General features: G+C 71.0%; 15 protein-coding genes. 4 read left to right on the top strand and 11 right to left on the bottom strand.

The annotated features are described in order from the left end of the window. Nucleotides 1–38: 38 nt before the first annotated feature. Genes BEK98_RS14115 through atzF form a run of 4 tightly spaced genes read left to right on the top strand, consistent with a single transcriptional unit; the run spans nucleotide 39 to nucleotide 6,668 of the window. Nucleotides 39–863, top strand: a complete 825-nt coding sequence (locus tag BEK98_RS14115; protein WP_094216842.1) for an urea amidolyase associated protein UAAP1 — start codon at nucleotides 39–41, stop codon at nucleotides 861–863. Then, on the top strand, nucleotides 860–1,474 hold the full coding sequence (locus tag BEK98_RS14110; RefSeq protein WP_094216841.1) for an urea amidolyase associated protein UAAP2: 615 nt from the start codon (nucleotides 860–862) through the stop codon (nucleotides 1,472–1,474). The genes BEK98_RS14115 and BEK98_RS14110 overlap by 4 nt, the downstream gene beginning before the upstream one ends. Next, a complete protein-coding gene (locus BEK98_RS14105; RefSeq protein ID WP_094216840.1) occupies nucleotides 1,471–5,019 on the top strand; it encodes a 5-oxoprolinase/urea amidolyase family protein in 3,549 nt (1,182 codons plus the stop codon). The genes BEK98_RS14110 and BEK98_RS14105 overlap by 4 nt, the downstream gene beginning before the upstream one ends. Beyond that, nucleotides 5,016–6,668, top strand: a complete 1,653-nt coding sequence (gene atzF, locus BEK98_RS14100; protein ID WP_094216839.1) for an allophanate hydrolase — start codon at nucleotides 5,016–5,018, stop codon at nucleotides 6,666–6,668. The genes BEK98_RS14105 and atzF overlap by 4 nt, the downstream gene beginning before the upstream one ends. Before the next feature lie 106 nt (nucleotides 6,669–6,774). On the opposite strand, the gene BEK98_RS14095 is transcribed toward atzF, so the two are convergent. The 11 genes from BEK98_RS14095 to BEK98_RS14045 all read right to left on the bottom strand — a co-directional run bounded on the left by BEK98_RS14095 (nucleotide 6,775) and on the right by BEK98_RS14045 (nucleotide 18,152). After that, the gene (locus tag BEK98_RS14095; protein WP_094216838.1) at nucleotides 6,775–9,627 is read right to left on the bottom strand and encodes a DEAD/DEAH box helicase; all 2,853 of its coding nucleotides are present in this window, start codon (nucleotides 9,625–9,627) and stop codon (nucleotides 6,775–6,777) included. An 84-nt stretch (nucleotides 9,628–9,711) separates the two neighbouring features. Further along, entirely contained in the window at nucleotides 9,712–10,662 is a 951-nt protein-coding gene (gene tatC / locus BEK98_RS14090; RefSeq protein WP_094216837.1) for a twin-arginine translocase subunit TatC, read from the bottom strand. A gap of 47 nt (nucleotides 10,663–10,709) precedes the next feature. Next, a complete protein-coding gene (gene tatA, locus BEK98_RS14085; protein ID WP_094216836.1) occupies nucleotides 10,710–10,988 on the bottom strand; it encodes a Sec-independent protein translocase subunit TatA in 279 nt (92 codons plus the stop codon). Between the two features lie 257 nt (nucleotides 10,989–11,245). Continuing rightward, nucleotides 11,246–11,440 carry a hypothetical protein gene (locus BEK98_RS14080; RefSeq protein WP_094216835.1) on the bottom strand — a complete coding sequence of 65 codons (195 nt, stop codon included), beginning with the start codon at nucleotides 11,438–11,440 and terminating at the stop codon, nucleotides 11,246–11,248. 20 nt (nucleotides 11,441–11,460) lie between these two features. Further along, entirely contained in the window at nucleotides 11,461–11,721 is a 261-nt protein-coding gene (locus BEK98_RS14075; protein WP_094216946.1) for a hypothetical protein, read from the bottom strand. A gap of 29 nt (nucleotides 11,722–11,750) precedes the next feature. Then, the gene (locus BEK98_RS14070; RefSeq protein WP_094216834.1) at nucleotides 11,751–12,791 is read right to left on the bottom strand and encodes a helix-turn-helix transcriptional regulator; all 1,041 of its coding nucleotides are present in this window, start codon (nucleotides 12,789–12,791) and stop codon (nucleotides 11,751–11,753) included. Nucleotides 12,792–12,809: 18 nt separating this feature from the next. Beyond that, nucleotides 12,810–13,763: a helix-turn-helix transcriptional regulator gene (locus tag BEK98_RS14065; protein ID WP_094216833.1), complete on the bottom strand. Its 954-nt coding sequence runs from the start codon at nucleotides 13,761–13,763 to the stop codon at nucleotides 12,810–12,812. Nucleotides 13,764–13,909: 146 nt separating this feature from the next. Beyond that, nucleotides 13,910–14,281 carry an FKBP-type peptidyl-prolyl cis-trans isomerase gene (locus BEK98_RS14060; RefSeq protein ID WP_094216832.1) on the bottom strand — a complete coding sequence of 124 codons (372 nt, stop codon included), beginning with the start codon at nucleotides 14,279–14,281 and terminating at the stop codon, nucleotides 13,910–13,912. 95 nt (nucleotides 14,282–14,376) lie between these two features. After that, nucleotides 14,377–15,378: an FKBP-type peptidyl-prolyl cis-trans isomerase gene (locus BEK98_RS14055; RefSeq protein ID WP_094216831.1), complete on the bottom strand. Its 1,002-nt coding sequence runs from the start codon at nucleotides 15,376–15,378 to the stop codon at nucleotides 14,377–14,379. A 143-nt stretch (nucleotides 15,379–15,521) separates the two neighbouring features. Then, nucleotides 15,522–16,883 (bottom strand): Pup--protein ligase, encoded by a 1,362-nt coding sequence (gene pafA / locus BEK98_RS14050; RefSeq protein WP_094216830.1) that lies wholly within the window; start codon nucleotides 16,881–16,883, stop codon nucleotides 15,522–15,524. Between the two features lie 9 nt (nucleotides 16,884–16,892). Next, the gene (locus BEK98_RS14045) at nucleotides 16,893–18,152 is read right to left on the bottom strand and encodes an MFS transporter (RefSeq protein ID WP_094216829.1); all 1,260 of its coding nucleotides are present in this window, start codon (nucleotides 18,150–18,152) and stop codon (nucleotides 16,893–16,895) included. Between the last annotated feature and the right edge of the window lie 73 nt (nucleotides 18,153–18,225).

The following is an 18,225-nucleotide window of genomic DNA, read 5'->3' as shown; positions in this document are numbered from 1 at the left end:
ACGACAGAAATCCACTCCTTCCGGCGAGAGGTCCCGCGATGGCGACAGCGACCACCCACGGAGCCCGTGCCCACGCCCGCGCCCAGGAGGGCAGCCGTGCCGAGGCCATGCCCGTCGTACCGGCCCGGGACTGGCCCGAACCGCCCTGCGAGGCGGGCCATCTGGTGTGGGCCGAGACGGTGGCGGGCGGCAACTACACGCACCGGGTGCTGGCCCGCGGCACGGAGCTGCGCCTGACCGATGTGCGCGGCGACGCCTGCGCGCATCTGCTGCTGTACGTGGCGGACCGCCCCTGGGAGCGGCTGAACGTCGCCGACACGGTGAAGGTGCAGTGGAACGCCTACCTCGGCGAGGGCGTACTGCTCCTGTCCGACCAGGGACGTGTCCTCGCCTCGGTGGTCGCCGACACCTCCGGACGGCACGACGCCCTGTGCGGCACCTCCACCCTCGTACGCAACACCGAGCGGTACGGCGACGGCACTCCCCAGTCCCCCTCCCCCTCCGGCCGCGAGCTGTTCAAGCTGGCAGCGGCCAAGAACGGGCTGGAGGCGCGCGATCTGCCGCCCTCCCTCTCCTTCTTCCAGGGCGTCGAGGTACGCGACGACGGCGCCGTGGAGTTCACCGGCTCGGCCGGACCCGGCGGCAGCGTCACGCTCCGCGCGGAGCAGGACGTGACCGTGCTGATCGCGAACGTGCCGCATCCGGTGGATCCACGCCCCGACTACGTCAGCACCCCCTTGGAGGTGCTCGCCTGGCGGGCCGCGCCGACCGCGCCCGGCGACCCGCTGTGGGACGCCACCCCCGAGGGCCGCCGCGCCTTCCTCAACACCGCCGAATTCCTCGCCGCGAGGGGGCTCGCATGAAGACCGTGGTTCCGGCCCGCGCCGCCTGGTCGTCCGTCGTCCGCGCCGGCGGCACGCTCACCATCACGGACCTGCACGGCAACCAGGCCGTCGACTTCCTCGTGTACGACGCCCAGGACCCGTCCGTGCGCTACAGCGCCCCCGACACCATCCAGGCGCAGGGCACCCTCTTCCTGACCACCGGCAGCGTGCTGCTGTCCAACGAGCACACCCCGCTGATGACGGTCGTCGCCGACGAGGTGGGCCGGCACGACACGGTCGGCGGCGCCTGCTCCAAGGAGTCCAACACCCTCCGCTACGGCCACCACACCTGGTCCCAGCACGCCTGCGTGGACAACTTCCTCGCGGAGGGCGCGAAGTACGGCCTGGGCAAGCGGGACCTGGTCTCCAACATCAACTGGTACATGAACGTGCCGGTCGAGAAGGACGGCACCCTCGGCATCGTCGACGGCATCTCGGCGCCCGGTCTCTCCCTGACCCTGCGGGCCGAGCGGGACGTCCTGGTGCTGGTCTCCAACTGCCCCCAGATCAACAACCCGTGCAACGGCTTCGAGCCGACGGCGGTGGAGATGACGATCACGGGGCCCGTCGGCGACGAGGGCACAGCATGAGTTTCCAGAAGGTACTGGTCGCCAACCGGGGCGAGATAGCCGTCCGGATCATCCGCACCGCCCGCGAACTGGGCCTGCGCACGGTCGCCGGGTACTCCGACCCGGACCGCTCGGCACCGCACGTCCGGCTGGCCGACGAGGCGGTGCGGCTCGGCCCGGCGCCCGCGAAGGAGTCGTACCTGGACGCGGACCTGGTGCTGAGGGCGGCCAAGGACACCGGGGCGGGCGCGATCCATCCCGGGTACGGCTTCCTGTCCGAGGACGCGGCGTTCGCGCGGCGCTGCGAGGACGCCGGGATCGTGTTCGTGGGGCCGACGCCCGGGCAGCTGGAGCTGTTCGGCGCCAAGCACACGGCCCGCGCCGCGGCCGAGGCGGCCGGTGTGCCGCTGGCGCCGGGGACCGGGCTGCTGAGCAGCCTGCCCGAGGCCCTGCGCGAGGCCGCCCGGATCGGCTATCCCGTCATGCTGAAGGCGACCGGCGGGGGCGGCGGTATCGGGATGTCGGCCTGTCGCTCCGCCGCCGAACTGACCGAGGCGTGGGAGCGGGTGCAGCGGGTGGCCGCCGCGTCCTTCGCCTCGGCCGGTGTGTTCCTGGAGCGCCTGGTCGAGCACGCCCGCCATGTCGAGGTGCAGGTCTTCGGCGACGGCGCGGGGAAGGTCGTCACCTTCGGCGACCGCGACTGTTCCCTGCAGCGCCGCAACCAGAAGGTGGTCGAGGAGGCCCCGGCCCCCGGGCTGCCCGACCACGTCCGTACCCGGCTCGCCTCGGCCGCCCGGGACCTGTGCGCCTCGGTGGGCTACCGCTCCGCCGGCACGGTCGAGTTCGTGTACGACGCGGCGCACGAGGAGGCGTACTTCCTGGAGGTCAACACGCGCCTCCAGGTGGAGCATCCGGTCACCGAGGAGGTCTACGGCGTCGATCTGGTCGCGTGGATGCTGCGCCTGGCGCGCGGCGAGCGGGACGTCGTCCGCGACCCCGGCCGGCCGCGTGGCCACGCCGTCGAGGCCCGCCTGTACGCCGAGGACCCCTCGCGCGGGCACCGGCCCAGCGCGGGCCTGCTGACCCGGGTGGAGTTCCCGGCCGGGGTGCGCGTCGACGGCTGGGTGGAGACCGGCACCGAGGTGACGACGTCGTACGACCCCCTGCTCGCCAAGGTGATCGCGTACGGCCCCGACCGCGCGCACGCGCTGCGCCGGCTGGACGAGGCGCTGGCCCGCACCCGCGTGGACGGCATCGAGACGAACCTGGGCCTGGTGCGGGCGGCGCTCACCGCACCGGAGTTCCGGGCTGCCGCCCACTCCACGGCCACCCTCACCGGCGTCACCGATCCCACCCCGCGCATCGAGGTGGTCTCCGGCGGGACGCTCACCACGGTCCAGGACTGGCCGGGCCGCACCGGCTACTGGCAGGTGGGCGTGCCGCCGTGCGGACCGATGGACGACCGCTCCTTCCGGCTGGGCAACCGGGCGCTCGGCAACCCCGAGGGCGCGCCCGGGCTCGAATGCACGCTCCAGGGGCCGGCGTTGCGGTTCAGCCACGCCACGACGGTCTGTGTGACCGGTGCACCGGCCCCGGTGACCGTGGACGGCACACCGGTCGGGCAGTGGGAGCCGGTCACGGTCCCCGCGGGCGCGGTCCTGGAGGTCGGCGCACCTCTCGAACACGGCCTGCGCACCTACGTCCTCTTCGCGGGCGGCGGGCTCGACGTGCCGCCGTTCCTGGGCAGCGCGAGCACCTTCACGCTGGGTCGGTTCGGCGGCCACGGCGGGCGGGCGCTGCGCACCGGCGACGTCCTGCACGGCGGGGCCGTCGCCCCGGGCACCCCCGTCACGGACCGCCCCGAGTTCACCGCGGTCTGGCACATCGGCGCCGTCGAAGGGCCACACGCTGCACCGGAGTTCTTCACCGAGGACGACATCCGCGACTTCTACGCGGCGGACTGGAAGGTCCACTTCAACTCGGCGCGCACCGGCGTCCGCCTGGTCGGCCCGAAGCCCCGCTGGGCCCGCTCCGACGGCGGCGAGGCGGGACTGCACCCGTCCAACATCCACGACACCCCGTACTCGGTCGGCGCGGTCGACTACACCGGTGACATGCCGGTGCTGCTCGGCCCGGACGGGCCCTCGCTCGGCGGCTTCGTGTGCCCCGCGACCGTACTGAGCGGCGAGCGATGGAAACTGGGGCAGCTGCGGCCGGGTGACACGGTCCGCTTCGTGCCCGTGGACGTGACGGGCGCGCCCCGCCCGGAGATCGCCGACGGCGGGGTACTGGCCCGCGACGGTGACGTCACCTACCGCCGCAGCGGCGACGACAACCTGCTCGTCGAGTTCGGCCCGATGCAGCTCGACCTGGCGCTGCGCATGCGGGTGCACGCCCTGATGGAGGCGGTGACGGCGGCCGACCTGCAGGGGGTCACGGACCTCACACCGGGCATCCGCTCACTCCAGATCCAAGTGGACCCGGGCGTCCTGCCCCAGCACGAACTCCTCACCGCCGTACGGCGGATCACGGCGGCCCTGCCCCCCACCGCCGCACTGACCGTCCCCTCCCGCACCGTCCACCTCCCGCTCTCCTGGGACGACCCGGCCACCCGCGAGGCCATCGCCCGCTACATGGCGGGGGTCCGCGACGACGCCCCCTGGTGCCCGTGGAACATCGAGTTCATCCGCCGGATCAACGGCCTCGCATCGGTCGAGGACGTGTACCGCACGGTCTTCGACGCGGAGTACCTCGTCCTCGGCCTGGGCGACGTGTACCTGGGCGCCCCGGTCGCCACCCCGCTGGACCCGCGCCACCGCCTGGTGACGACGAAGTACAACCCGGCGCGCACCTGGACCGCCGAGAACTCGGTCGGTATCGGCGGAGCCTACCTGTGCGTCTACGGCATGGAGGGCCCCGGCGGCTACCAGTTCGTGGGCCGTACGACCCAGGTGTGGTCGGGATGGCAGCAGCGGGGCGCGTTCGAGCCGGGCTCGCCGTGGCTGCTGCGCTTCTTCGACCGGATCAAGTGGTATCCGGTGGAACCGGACGAACTCCTGGACCTGCGGGCCGACATCACCTCCGGCCGCTTCGTCCCCCGCATCGAGGAGGGCACCTTCTCGCTCTCCGCGTACGAGGCCTTCCTGGACGAACACGCCGAGTCCGTCGCGGAGTTCCGGGCCCGGCAGCGGGCGGCCTTCGCGGCGGAACGGGACGCCTGGGAGGCGGCGGGCGAGTTCGCGCGGGCGGATGCGGCGGCCGCGCCGTCCGCACCGCCGGCCGAGGTAGTGGCACCGCCGGGCGGCCGACTGGTCGAGGCCGAGTTCGCCGCGTCCGTGTGGCAGGTGAACGTGGCCCCGGGCGACACGGTCACGGCGGGGCAGCCGCTCCTCGCCCTGGAAGCGATGAAGATGGAATCAAGGGTGCCCGCACCGGCCGACGGCCTGGTCGCGGAGGTCCTGGTGAGTCCGGGTGACCAGGTCGAGGCGGGCAGGGCCCTGATCGTCCTGGCCCCGGCCGTGAGCCGGGCCGAAGAGCGCACACTGGAGATCGAGGAGCACGCATGACCCCCACTGTGTCCCGGGTGCGCGCCGCGTACGACCGGATCGAGGCCGTCGACCGCCCCGAGATCTGGATCGACCTGCGGCCGCGCGAGGAGGTCGAAGCGGAGGCGCGGGCGCTCGACGCACGCGTGGCCGCCGGGGAGCACCTCCCCCTCGCCGGCCGGCTGCTGGCCGCGAAGGGCAACATCGACGTCCACGGACTGCCCACGACGGCGGGCTGCCCGGCGTACGCCTACGACCCCCCGGCCGATGCCCCGGTCGTCGCGCGGCTGCGCGCGGCGGGCGCGCTCGTCCTCGGGACGACCAACCTCGACCAGTTCGCCACGGGCCTGGTCGGCACCCGCTCCCCCTACGGCGCGGTACGCAACGCCCACGACCCGGCGAGGATCAGCGGCGGCTCCAGCTCCGGCTCGGCGCTCGCGGTGGCCCTCGGCATCGTGGACCTCGCGCTCGGCACGGACACCGCGGGCTCGGGCCGCGTGCCGGCCGCCTTCAACGGCATCGTCGGCATCAAGCCCACCCGTGGCCTGGTCCCGACGGAGGGCGTGGTCCCGGCCTGTGCCTCGATCGACTGCGTGACGGTGTTCGCCCGCACGCTCCCGGAGGCCGAGCAGGCCCTGTCCCTCATGGCGTCCCCGCCCGCCCGCACCCTGCCACCCCTCCCCCAGCGGGCCCCCGGCCCATGGCGCATCGCGGTCCCGTCCCGGGAGGACCTCGGCGAACTGGACGAGGGCTGGGCCGAGGCCTACGAGCGCGCCGTGGAGCGACTCCGTGAGGCGGGCGCGTCACTACGACAGATCGACCTCACGCCCTTCACGGAAGCGGCGGCAATGCTCTACGAGGGCGCTTTCGTGGCCGAGCGCTACACAGCGGTGGGCACCTTTGTCGACAAGTTGATCGCACAGGGCGGGGAAGGCCTGGACCCCACGGTCGCCGGCATCATCACCCGCGCCCGCGACATCCCGGCCCACCAGCTCTTCACCGACCAGACCCGCCTGGCGGACCTGCGCGCAAGGGCCCTCGCCGCGTTGGCCGACGCCGACGCCCTCCTGCTCCCGACCACACCGGGCCACCCCACCCTTTCCGAGGTGGCCGCGAACCCCCTGGGCGCCAACGCCCGCCTGGGCCGCTTCACCAACTCCACGAACCTCTTCGACCAAGCGGCGGTCGCCGTACCGGCGGGCGAGGTCGGGGGCCTCCCGTTCGGGGTGATGCTGATCGGCCCCGCCTTCACCGACGACCGCCTGGCCACCATCGCCCGCACCCTGGAGCCGGAAACCCACCTGGCCGTGGTCGGCGCCCACCTGACGGGCCAGCCCCTGAACCCCCAGCTCCTGGCATTGGGCGCCCGCCTGGACCGTACGACGACCACGGCGCCGGTCTACCGCCTGCACGCACTGCCCACCGACCCACCGAAGCCGGGCCTGGTGCACGTGGGCGAGGGCGGCGCCCCGATCGAAACGGAGATCTGGCGCCTCCCGGCCGAGGGCCTGGGCCACCTCCTGACCACGCTCCCGCGTCCCATGACGCTGGGGAGCGTGGAACTGGCGGACGGCAGCCGGGTGCCGGGCTTCCTGTGCGAGCCGGAGGCCCTGACACATGCGGAGGACATCACACGCTACGGCGGCTGGCGGGCATACCTGCGCCGTTGAAGCACCGGCGAGGGCAACTCCCCAGGGGCGCGGGGCTGAGTAGATATGCGGCTCCGCCGCGTGGGCGCGACAAGCCACAACGCACCCGCACCCGCCAGAGAACAGGTCACCCCACCGACGAGTAGGCCACCACACCCCGCAGCAACTGATCAACCGCCTTACGCGCAGCCTTCGCCACAGTCGACCCCTCCACAGGAGAAGCCGCCGAAATCTGCCCCAGCACATCGATCACCTGCTTACACCACCGCACAAAGTCCCCCGCAGGCATCTCCGCCTCACGCAGCACCTCATCGAGCCCCGTCCCCGAGGCCCACATGTACGCGGCCCAGGCGAAGCCGAGATCCGGCTCCCGCTGCCCGACACCCTCGGTCTGGTTGATCCGGAACTCCTCCTCCAGACCGTCGAGTCGGCCCCAGATCCGGACCATCTCACTGAGCGCGGCCTTCGCCTTGCCCGAGGGCAGCTTGGGCGCCATGGCGTCGTCGCCGACCCGTGCCTCGTACACCAACGCCGAGACGCACGCGGCGAGTTCGGCGGGAGCGAGCCCCTCCCAGACACCTTCCCGCAGGCATTCGCTGGCCAGCAGGTCGAGTTCGCCGTAGAGCCGGGCGAGCCGCTTGCCGTGCTCGGTGACCTCGTCGCCGCGCAGGTAGTCCAGTTCGGTGAGCAGCGCGACGATGCGGTCGAAGGTCCGCGCGATCGTGTTGGTGCGGCCCTCGATGCGCCGCTCCAGCTGCGAGGTGTCGCGGAGCAGCCGGTGGTACCGCTCGGCCCAACGGGCGTGGTCCTCCCGGTCGTTGCACCCATGGCACGGATGCGCCCGGATCGCCGTGCGCAGTCGGGCGATCTCGCGGTCGTCGGCGGCCTGCGACCGCTTCTTGCGGGCCCGCTCCGGCGGGATGTGCCCGGCCTTGCTGCGCAGCGCCGAGGCGAGGTCCCGACGGGACTGCGGCGAGCGCGGGTTGAAGCTCTTCGGGATCCGCATCCGGTCCAGCGGCTCGACCGGCACCGGGAAGTCCATCGCCGCCAGCCGCTTGACCTGCCGTTCGGCGGTCAGCACCAGCGGGCGCGGACCGTCGTTGTGGTCGAAGCCGCGGTGACCGTTGGAGCGACCGGCCGGAAGGCCCGGGTCCAGCACCAGGGCCAGCCCCGCGTACTTGCCGGTGGGCACGTGGATGACGTCGCCCGGCTTGAGCTTCTCCAGGGCGACGGCGGCCTCCGCGCGGCGCTCGTTCGCGCCCTGCCGGGCCAGCTCGGTCTCGCGGTCCTTCAGCTCGCGACGCAGCAGCGCGTACTCCTCGAAGTCGCCGAGGTGGCAGGTCATGGAGGCCTTGTAGCCCTCCAGGCCCTCCTCGTTGCGCTGCACCTGCCGGGAGATCCCGACGACCGACTTGTCGGCCTGGAACTGCGCGAAGGAGGTCTCCAGCAGCTCGCGCGAGCGGTGCCGGCCGAACTGCTGGACCAGGTTGACCGCCATGTTGTACGACGGCTTGAAGCTGGACCGCAGCGGGTACGTGCGGGTGCCCGCCAGACCGGCGAGGTGTTCGGGGCTCATCGCGCGCTGCCACAGCACCACGGCATGGCCCTCGACGTCGATGCCACGCCGGCCCGCACGTCCCGTCAGCTGGGTGTACTCACCGGGCGTGATGTCGGCATGCTGCTCGCCGTTCCACTTGACGAGCTTCTCCAGGACCACCGAGCGGGCGGGCATGTTGATACCCAGGGCGAGGGTCTCGGTCGCGAACACGGCCTTGACCAGTCCGCGCACGAACAGCTCCTCGACGACCTCCTTGAAGGTCGGCAGCATGCCCGCGTGGTGGGCGGCGATACCGCGCTCCAGACCCTCCAGCCACTCGTAGTAGCCGAGGACGTGCAGGTCCTCGGTCGGGATGGCGGAGGTGCGCTCCTCGACCAGCGCACGGACCTGCTCCCGCGCCTCGTCGTCGTTGAGCCGCAGGCCGGCGTACAGGCACTGCTGGACGGCGGACTCGCAGGCGGCGCGGCTGAAGATGAAGGTGATCGCGGGCAGCAGGCCCTCGGAGTCGAGGCGCTCGATGACCTCGGGCCGGCCCGGCGTCCACACGCGCGAGCGCTGTCTGCGCTCCCGCTCGCGGTCGGCCTCGCGCATCGCGCGGCCACGGCGGCGGTCCTGGTACGACGGCCGGGTCGACTCCATGCGGGCGAGGCGGGCGAGGTCGGGGTTGACGGCCTTCTTGTGGCCCTCGCCCTCCTCGAACAGGTCGTACATCCGGCGCCCGGCGAGCACGTGCTGGAACAGCGGCACGGGCCGGTGCTCGGAGACGATCACCTCGGTGTCGCCACGGACGGTGTCCAGCCAGTCACCGAACTCCTCGGCGTTGGACACGGTCGCCGACAGCGACACCAGGGTCACCGACTCGGGCAGGTGGATGATCACTTCCTCCCAGACGGCGCCACGGAAGCGGTCGGAGAGGTAGTGCACCTCGTCCATGACCACGTAGCCGAGGCCGAGGAGGGTCTGCGAGCCGGCGTACAGCATGTTCCGCAGCACCTCGGTGGTCATCACGACCACCGGGGCGTCGGAGTTGATGCTGTTGTCCCCGGTGAGGAGTCCGACCTTGCTGTCCCCGTAGCGGCGGCACAGGTCGGCGTACTTCTGGTTCGACAGCGCCTTGATGGGTGTCGTGTAGAAGCACTTCTTGCCCTGCTGGAGGGCGAGGTGGACGGCGAACTCGCCCACGATCGTCTTGCCCGAGCCGGTGGGGGCGGCCACCAGCACGCCCTTCCCCTCTTCGAGGGCCTGACAGGACTCGATCTGGAAGGGGTCGAGGCCGAAGTCGTACATCTCGCGGAAGGACGCGAGCGCGGTGGCCTGCTCGACTGCCCGCTTCCGGGCTGCCGCGTACCGCTCGGCCGGTGAGAGATCCTCTGTCATCGTGCTTTCGAGCGTACCGGGCGCCACTGACAACAGGACGATCATTATCCGGATCTTGGGTTGTTCAACAACGGCGGATGCCCCCGTCCTCGGGGACGGGGGCATCGCGTTCTGCGGCTCTGCGCGGACTCAGGTCACGTCGTCGTAGCCGTTGACCCGGTCCGTGCTCGTCTGCTCGGGCAGGGCCCGGTGCGCCGGAACGGGCTCGACCTCGCCGATGTCCTCGGGGGTGAGGTCCAGGTCGGAGGCCTCGTCGTCGTCGGGACCCTCGGCCTCACGACGGCGCTTGCGCTTGTCGTTGGCCAGGGAGAAGGCGACCGCGCCGAAGTACAGCACCCAGATCGGTCCGGCGAGGGCCAGCATCGACAGCGGGTCCGTGCTCGGGGTCGCGACGGCCGCGAAGACCGTGATGCCGAGGATCATGCCGCGCCACCAGCCGAGCATGCGCTGGCCGGTCAGTATCCCGGTGAGGTTGAGCATGATCAGCAGCAGGGGCAGCTCGAAGGAGAGCCCGAAGACGATCACCATGCGGGTGACCAGCTGGAGCAGATCGTCCAGCGGCAGCAGGTTGGTGATGCTGCCGCTCGGTGTGAAGTCGATCAGCACCTTGGCGGTGGTGGGCAGCACCGAGTACGCGAAGAACGCGCCGGCGAGGAACAGCGGGGCGCCGGTGAAGACGAAGGCGTAGGCGTACTTCTTCTCGTGCCGGTGCAGACCCGGTGCGACGAAGGCCCACAGCTGGTAGAGCCAGACCGGCGAGGCGAACACGACGCCGGCGGTCAGGGAGACCTGGAGGGCGAGCGTGAAGGGGGCGAGCAGACCGTCGATGGTGATCTGTGCGCACTTCTGCTCGTCGCTCGACCTGGCCAGCTGCGAGAACGTCTGGTGGCACCCGACCGAGTCGAGGATCGGCTTGGTCAGGAAGTTGATGATGTCGTTGTAGAAGAAGGCGGCGACGACCGTCACGACGACGATGGCCAACAGCGCCTTCGCGAGCCGGTTGCGGAGCTCACGAAGGTGATCCGCAAGGGGCATGCGCCCCTCGGGATCCTTCTCCGTCTTGCGGGCAGACTTGAGCAACCCACGTCCTCATCTCGTGCGGCAGGCCGGAGGGTTCCGGCGCTGCGTCAGCGCTGGGTGGTGTCCGTCGGCTCGTTGACCGGCCGCGAGCTGGTCACGTCGCCGGGGGCCGCCTGGATGGTGCGCTGGGACGGAGGCTGCTCGTTGGAGGTGGGAGCCTGGGCGGAGGCGTTGCCCTCCTCCTTCATCGCCTTGGCTTCGCTCTTGAGGATGCGCGCGGACTTGCCGAGCGAGCGAGCCATGTCCGGAAGCTTCTTCGCGCCGAACAGCAGCACGATGACGACGAGGATGAGAATGATCTCGGGGGCTCCGAGCCTTCCGAACATAAGTCTTTACCTTCTCACCGAGGCGACTGGATGGGGTGCTGTCCGACCAGTCGGACATGTGTCCGATGGTCGTGCTGGCAGCGATCGTAACGCTCGGGGGTGAACGTGAGGCAATCCCCGTGCGTACTCCCGGTCCGCGGCACGCGCCTCGTTCTCCGCACCGCGATCAGAGCGTACCTGTCCCGGTAGTCAGCATGACAGGGCGAAGTGACCCAAACCGCTGCCCCCGGCCGACTCACAGGTTCCGGCATCGCCCTTCACAGCGTGTCCACGGCGCGGGCCGCACTGACCGCCGCCCGCTCCAGGTCCTCGGCCGCCCTGTTGATACGGCGCGCGGAGGCCGAGACCTGCTCCCCGAGGCGCCGCGCCTCCAGGAAGACCCGGACGGCGAGCACCCCCAGGACGGCAAGACCCAGGAAACCCACGGCTACCGCGAACATCGGCCAGAACATGACGTCGAGCCTAGACGGTCCTACACGGTGGAGTGCAGCCGCAGGGTCCTGACACCGCCGCCGGTGAGCAGCTCGACGATGCGCTCCCCGGCGGGCTTGCGCACCGCGGTGCCGCAGTCGGGGCAGGTGAAGGAGTAGAACGTCGTCCGGCTGGTGGCACCGATGGCGAGGCGCAGCGCGCTCGCGGCGAGCTCGAAGCGGCCCCGGCAGTCCGGGCAGCCGGCCTTGAACACCACGGGGACCACTCTCTTCATCCCGGCGAATGCGGCCGCCACCGTCATCTCACCCGCACCGGACACCGGAGACTCGTTCAAAGCCCTCGCTCCTGCCTGTCGCACTGCCCGTCGTGATCACCGTGCACCGCCGTCGGCGGTGTGTCGTACGCCGCCAGGGCCTCGCGGGCCGCCCGGCGGGCGCTGTCGGCCAGCTCGGGTGGCGAGACGATCCTGCCGTCGCGGCCCAGGCGCAGGGCCAGCCGGCGCAGGGAGGTCGGATCGGGGGTGCGCAGAGTGATACGCAGCCCGCCGTCGGGAAGCTCATCGGCGCTGTCGTGCGGGTAGTACTCGGCCACCCAGCGGCCGCCGGGGCCGACCTCGATCACGACCTCGGGGTCCTCGGCGGCCGGCTGCACCAGGGCCTCGGAGAGGTCCCGCAGCTCGATCTCCGGCGGCGCGGAGGGCTCGTCCAGGATCCTGATCTCGGCGACCCGGTCGAGCCGGAAGGTGCGCCGGGCCTCGGAGCGGCGGCACCAGGCCTCCACATAGGTGTGGCCGACGCTGACCAGGCGGATCGGGTCGATCTCGCGCTCGGTGACCTCGTCACGTGCGGGTGAGTAGTAGCGGATCCACAGGCGGCGGCGCTCCGAGATCGCCCGGTCGACGTCGGCGAAGACGCCGCCCTCGGACTCGAAGGTCACCGAGAGACGGGAGCTGGCGCCGGCGGTCTCACCGGCCGCCGTCTCCACCTTGGCCGTCGCCCGCAGCAGGGCCTGGCGGTCGCTCTCCCGCAGGCCGGGCAGGGTCGACACCGCGCGGGCGGCCACCAGCAGGGCCGTGGCCTCGTCGGCGGCGAGCCGCAGCGGCTCGGCCGCCTCCTCGCCGAGCGCGGCCGGGTTGTGCCACCAGATGCGCTCGCCGTCGGTGTCGATGTCCAGCAGGTCGCCGCCGCGGAAGCTGGTGCCGCACATGGGCAGCAGATCGAGGTCGGAGACCAGCTCGTCCTCGGTGATGCCGAAGGCGCGCGCGACGTCGGCGATCCGGGCGCCGGGGCGCTCCCTGAGGTAGGTGACCAGGGAGAGCATCCGCCGGGTCTGGTCGATGGCGTTCACGGGCCTGGCCGGTTTGCCTGCCATGGTTCTGCTCCGATCCCCTCAGCCCTTGGCCACGGCGCGCAGCCGGTCCACCACGTCGGCCCGCAGCTCGGCCGGCTCCACCACGACCACGTCCGGCCCGAACTCCACCAGCCAGGCGTCCAGGCCGTGCCCGTACGGAATCTCCAACTCGTCCCAGCCGTCGCCGAGTTCCCGGACCTCGGTGGCCTTCGCCCGAAGGGGGTACCCGGCACCGGAACGCAGCCTGATCAGCGCCGAACGGTCGGCGATCTCGCCCGCCCAGCCGGCGACGGTCTCGCGCACGGTGACGACGTCGGGCACGGGCGCGGTGAAGCCCGTACCGCGCGAGCGGACCCGGCCGGTGATCCGGGAGAGCCGGAAGACGCGCTCGGCGCCCCGGTCGCGGTCCCAGCCGGCCAGGTACCAGTGGCCGCGCCAGCACTCCAGGGCCCACGGCTCGACGTGCCGGGGCTCGGGGTGGGCGGCGGAGGCCTTGCGGTAGTCGAAGACGACCGGGCGCCGGTCGCGGCAGGCCAGCATCAGCGGCTCGAAGGCGGCCTCGTGCACCGGGATGCGCGGCTCCAGGGCACCGTGGACCTCGTACGGGTCGACGTCCTCGGGCAGCCCCGCCGCACGCAGCTTCTGCAGGGCGCCGCTGGCCGCTCCGGCGAGGCGGGCCTGCTGCCAGACCTTCGCGGCGAGGCCGAGGGCGGCGGCCTCCTCGGCGTCCAGGGTGATGGGGGGCAGACGGTTGCTGTCGCGGCGGGCGAGGTAGCCGACCTCTCCGTCGAGGTTCTCGACGGTCTCGATGACCAGGCCCAGCTCGCGCAGATCGTCCTTGTCCCGCTCGAACATCCGGTTGAAGGAGTCGTCGGAGCCGGCTTCAAGGTAGGCCTCAATGGACTCGCGCAGCTCTCGCTTGCTGAGCGGCCGCCGCGTCCCGAGCAGACACAGCGCGAGGTTCATCAGCCGCTCGGCCTTGGCAATGGCCATCGACGCCCTTCGCCTTCTTATGGTGCTTACGGACGATGACCGTACCGCTCCCAAGGGGCCTGGCAAAGCCGAGGGCCCATGCCCGGACAGGCATGGGCCCCAGGTGATCGGGTCCGGTCGGAACCCGTAAACAGGCCGTACGACGATCAGACCGCGATCAGGTCCACCACGAAGATCAGGGTCTCGCCGGGCTTGATCGCCGGGGTCGGGCTCTGGTTGCCGTAGGCGAGGTGGGCGGGGATGGTCAGCTGGCGGCGGCCGCCGACCTTCATGCCCTGCACGCCCAGGTCCCAGCCCTGAATGACACGGCCGCCACCCAGCGGGAAGCGGAACGGGGTGCCCCGGTTCCAGCTGGCGTCGAACTCCTCGCCCGTGCTGAAGGCCACGCCGACGTAGTGGACGGTGACGGTCTGACCCGCCTGCGCCACCTCGCCGTCGCCCTCCCAGATGTCCTTGATCTCGAGGTCCGCCGGGGGCTCGCCGCCGGGGAAGTCGATCTCGGGCTTGTCGATGCTCACGTCAAAAGCTCCTGCTTGTGTACGACACGAAACACGGACAGTCTTTCATCCCGACTGGTCTGCCGCCCGCCATTGCCGGCGCAGCGCGGCGCCGGCTACATCGCGGCCAGGATGTCCACCGAGAACACCAGCGTGGAGCCCTTCTTGACGGCACCACCGCTCGGCGGGTTGTCCCCGTAGCCCAGCTCCGGCGGTACGACGACGAGCACCCGGCTGCCCACCTTCTTGCCGGTCAGCCCCTGGGCCAGGCCCTTGACGGCCTGCTGCATCTGCTCCAGCGAGAACTGGCTGAGCCGCCCAGAGCCGTACGTCTGCTGGAACGTCTTGCCGCCGTCCCAGACCACGGCCTTGAACTGGCACAGGATCGCCTGGTTCGCCTTGAGCTCGTCGCCGTCGCCCTCCAGGACGTAGTTCGACACCAGCTTCTTCGGCGGCTCGGACTTCGGAACGGTGATCGACGGCTCTTTGCCGTCGGTGTTGGTGCCGACCTTGGGCAGGGCGGCGTCGGTCTGCGGGACGGGCTTGCCCTTGACGGAGCTCTTGGAGTTGAAGGCATCGATCAGGTCGATGACGAAGACCAGGGTGTCGGTGCCCTTGATGCCCGCCTGCGGGTTGCCCGACTTGCCGTACCCCAGCTCCGGCGGGACGGAGAGCTCGATCCGGCTGCCCACCTTCTTGCCCGCGATCGCGTACCGCCAGCCGTCGATGATGCTGCCCTTGGCGAGCTGGATGAGCAGCGGGCGGTTGCGGTCGTAGGAGTTGTCGAAGACCTTGGCGGTGCTCCAGATCTGGCCCAGGTAGTTCGCCTGGATGAAGTCGTTCTCCGCGATCGTGCGGCCGTTGCCCGCGATGACCGTCTTGACCGCGAGGTTCTTCGAGGGCTCGCCCTGCCCCTTGGCGACGGTGGGCTTCTCGCCGAACTTCGTGCCCGCCGTGATCGCCGGCAGCGGCCCCTCCACGATCTTGGGCGGGGGCGTGGACGCCGAGGCCGACGGCGACGCCTTGGCCTTGCTGGAGTCGGACTTGTCGTCGCCGCACGCGGCGAGCGTGACCAGTCCTGCGGGAACGGCGGCCAGGAGGAGTGAGCGTCGGCGCACGGAGATGCCTCGTAATCGGTCGATCTTGTGGATTGGCGTGCGCGCAACTCTACGGCGTGAGAAGGGCGCCGTACGGGAAACGTACGGCGCCCGTGTGGCGTTCCGGCAATTCGGTGCGGAAACGCTTGACTCACATACCTTTGTCACATTCCGGCGATGAGCTTCTCCACCCGGTCGTCCACCGAACGGAACGGGTCCTTGCACAACACGGTGCGTTGTGCCTGGTCGTTGAGCTTCAGGTGCACCCAGTCGACCGTGAAGTCCCGGCGCTGTTCCTGCGCCCTGCGGATGAAGTCGCCGCGCAGCCGGGCCCGAGTGGTCTGCGGGGGAACCGACTTGCCCTCGAAGATCTTCAAGTCGTTGCAGATCCGGGCGGCTTGGCCCCTTTTCTCCAGCAGGTAGTACAGACCACGACGCCGGTGGATGTCGTGGTAGGCGAGGTCTATCTGGGCGACCCGCGGGTGCGACATGGTCATGTTGTGCTTGGCCCGGTACCGCTCGATGAGCTTGTACTTCATGACCCAGTCGATCTCGGTGCCGATCCGGTCGAGTTCCTCTGTCTCGATCGCGTCCAGGGTGCGGCCCCACAGCTCCAGGACCTGCGCGACCGTGCCCGTGCGGATGCCACGGCGGTCGCAGAAGTCCACGGCCTTGTCGAAGTACTCGCGCTGCACCTCCAGCGCGGAGGCCTCCCGGCCGCTGGCCAGGCGCACCTTGCGCCGGCCGGTGATGTCATGGCTGACCTCGCGGATCGCCCGGATCGGGTTCTCCAGGGTGAGGTCGCGCATCACGGTGCCCGCCTCGATCATGCGCAGCACCAGGTCGGTGGCGCCGACCTTGAGCAGCATCGTCGTCTCGGACATGTTCGAGTCGCCCACGATGACGTGCAGGCGGCGGTAGCGCTCGGCGTCCGCGTGCGGTTCGTCGCGGGTGTTGATGATGGGCCGGGAGCGGGTCGTCGCCGAGGAGACGCCCTCCCAGATGTGCTCCGCGCGCTGGCTGACGCAGTAGACGGCACCGCGCGGGGTCTGCAGGACCTTGCCCGCGCCGCACAGCAGCTGCCTGGTCACCAGGAAGGGGATGAGGATGTCCGCGAGCCGGGAGAACTCCCCGTGCCGTGCCACCAGATAGTTCTCGTGGCAGCCGTAGGAGTTGCCCGCCGAGTCGGTGTTGTTCTTGAAGAGGTAGACGTCGCCCGCGATTCCCTCCTCGTGCAGGCGTCGTTCCGCGTCCACCAGGAGTCCCTCGAGAATGCGCTCGCCGGCCTTGTCGTGGGTGACCAGTTCGGTCACGTTGTCACATTCGGGTGTCGCGTATTCCGGATGTGAGCCCACGTCGAGATAGAGCCGGGCGCCGTTTCGCAGAAAGACATTGCTGCTGCGGCCCCATGACACGACACGGCGGAAGAGGTACCGCGCCACCTCGTCAGGAGACAGGCGCCGCTGTCCCCTGAACGTGCACGTGACGCCGTACTCGTTCTCCAGCCCGAAAATGCGGCGGTCCATGACTGAACATTACGCCCGATCCCCTGAGCTGAAACGGGGTTCGGCAGCACGATTTGGATCATTTTCCGATGAAGCCGCAACAACCCCGCTCCGCACGGGAGCTGCGAGGACCCGTCCGGTGGCGAGCAGGACCAGCAGGGACACGGCCCCCGCGACGCCCGGAAGCGCGAATCCCCACAGCGCGCCACCGGCCTGGACCACCGGGCCCGCCAGCCCCGTTCCGACCGAGGCACCCACGGTGAACGTCGTCACAAGCCAGGAGAACGCCTCGGTGACGGTCCCCCTCGGGGCGTGCCGGTCGACGATGATGAACGCGCAGGCGATGCACGGGGCCAGGAACACTCCGGAGACCACCGTGAGCAGCACCATGGCCACCGCGCCGGGCATCAGCAGCAGCGGCAGGTAACACACCGCCAGAAGCGCCACCAGGATCCGCAGTCGCCGTTCGGGCGTACCGCTCCACTGGCGCGCGCCGTAGACGCTGCCGCCGACGAGAGCCCCGAGGCCCAGCGCGGCCATCAGCCAGCCGTAGACCGCGTCACCGCCGTGGGCGTCGGCGTAGGGCACCGAGGCCACGGTGATGGAGCCGAGCGCGATGCCCACGAACAGGAAGGCACCGAGCAGCACCAGCAGGCCCGGCGAGCGCAGGGCGCCCAACCAGTGTGCCTCACGCGGGGCCGAACGCCACGCGCGCGAGGGCGGCGAGACGACCACGGACAGGGCACCGAGCACCCCGACGACGTTGAGCACCAGCAGGGCCGCACGCTCCGACCACAGCGACACGCACAGGGTCACCAGCAACGGGCCCACCGTGAACATGACTTCCTGCGCGACGGCGTCCATGGCGTACGCGGTGTGCACCTGCTCCTCGCGGCGCAGCACGGACGGCCACAGGGCACGCAGGCCGCCCTCCAGGGGCGGGGTGAACAGGCCGGCCGCCGCGACAGTGCAGTACGCCACGGGCAGCGGGTCGGTGCCGGAGAAGGCGAAGGCCGTCATCGCGAGGGCGGACAGGACGGATGCGGGCAGCTGGACGCGCGGCTGCCCGTACAGGTCCACGAGACGGCCCAGCACCGGCTGGCCCACCGCGTTGGCGACGCCGTACACGGCCGCGAGGGCGCCCGCCAGGCTGTACGTGCCGCCCTCGGCGCGGACGAACAGCACCAGCGCGATAGCCGCGGTCGCGTTCGGCAGCCGGCCCACCAGGGTGCCGGTCAGCAGGCGGGCCGCGTGCCTCGCCCTGAGGATCTCCAGGTATCCCGCGGCCATGTCCCGCCTCCAAGTGTTACGTATAACGTCCCCTCTCATACGTACCATGTGCGCTGTTCACACGTCCACACGA

This window comes from Streptomyces diastatochromogenes, assembly GCF_002242805.1.
In the GTDB taxonomy this organism is placed as follows: domain Bacteria; phylum Actinomycetota; class Actinomycetes; order Streptomycetales; family Streptomycetaceae; genus Streptomyces; species Streptomyces diastatochromogenes.
This window is presented reverse-complemented; position numbering and strand designations above follow the sequence as displayed.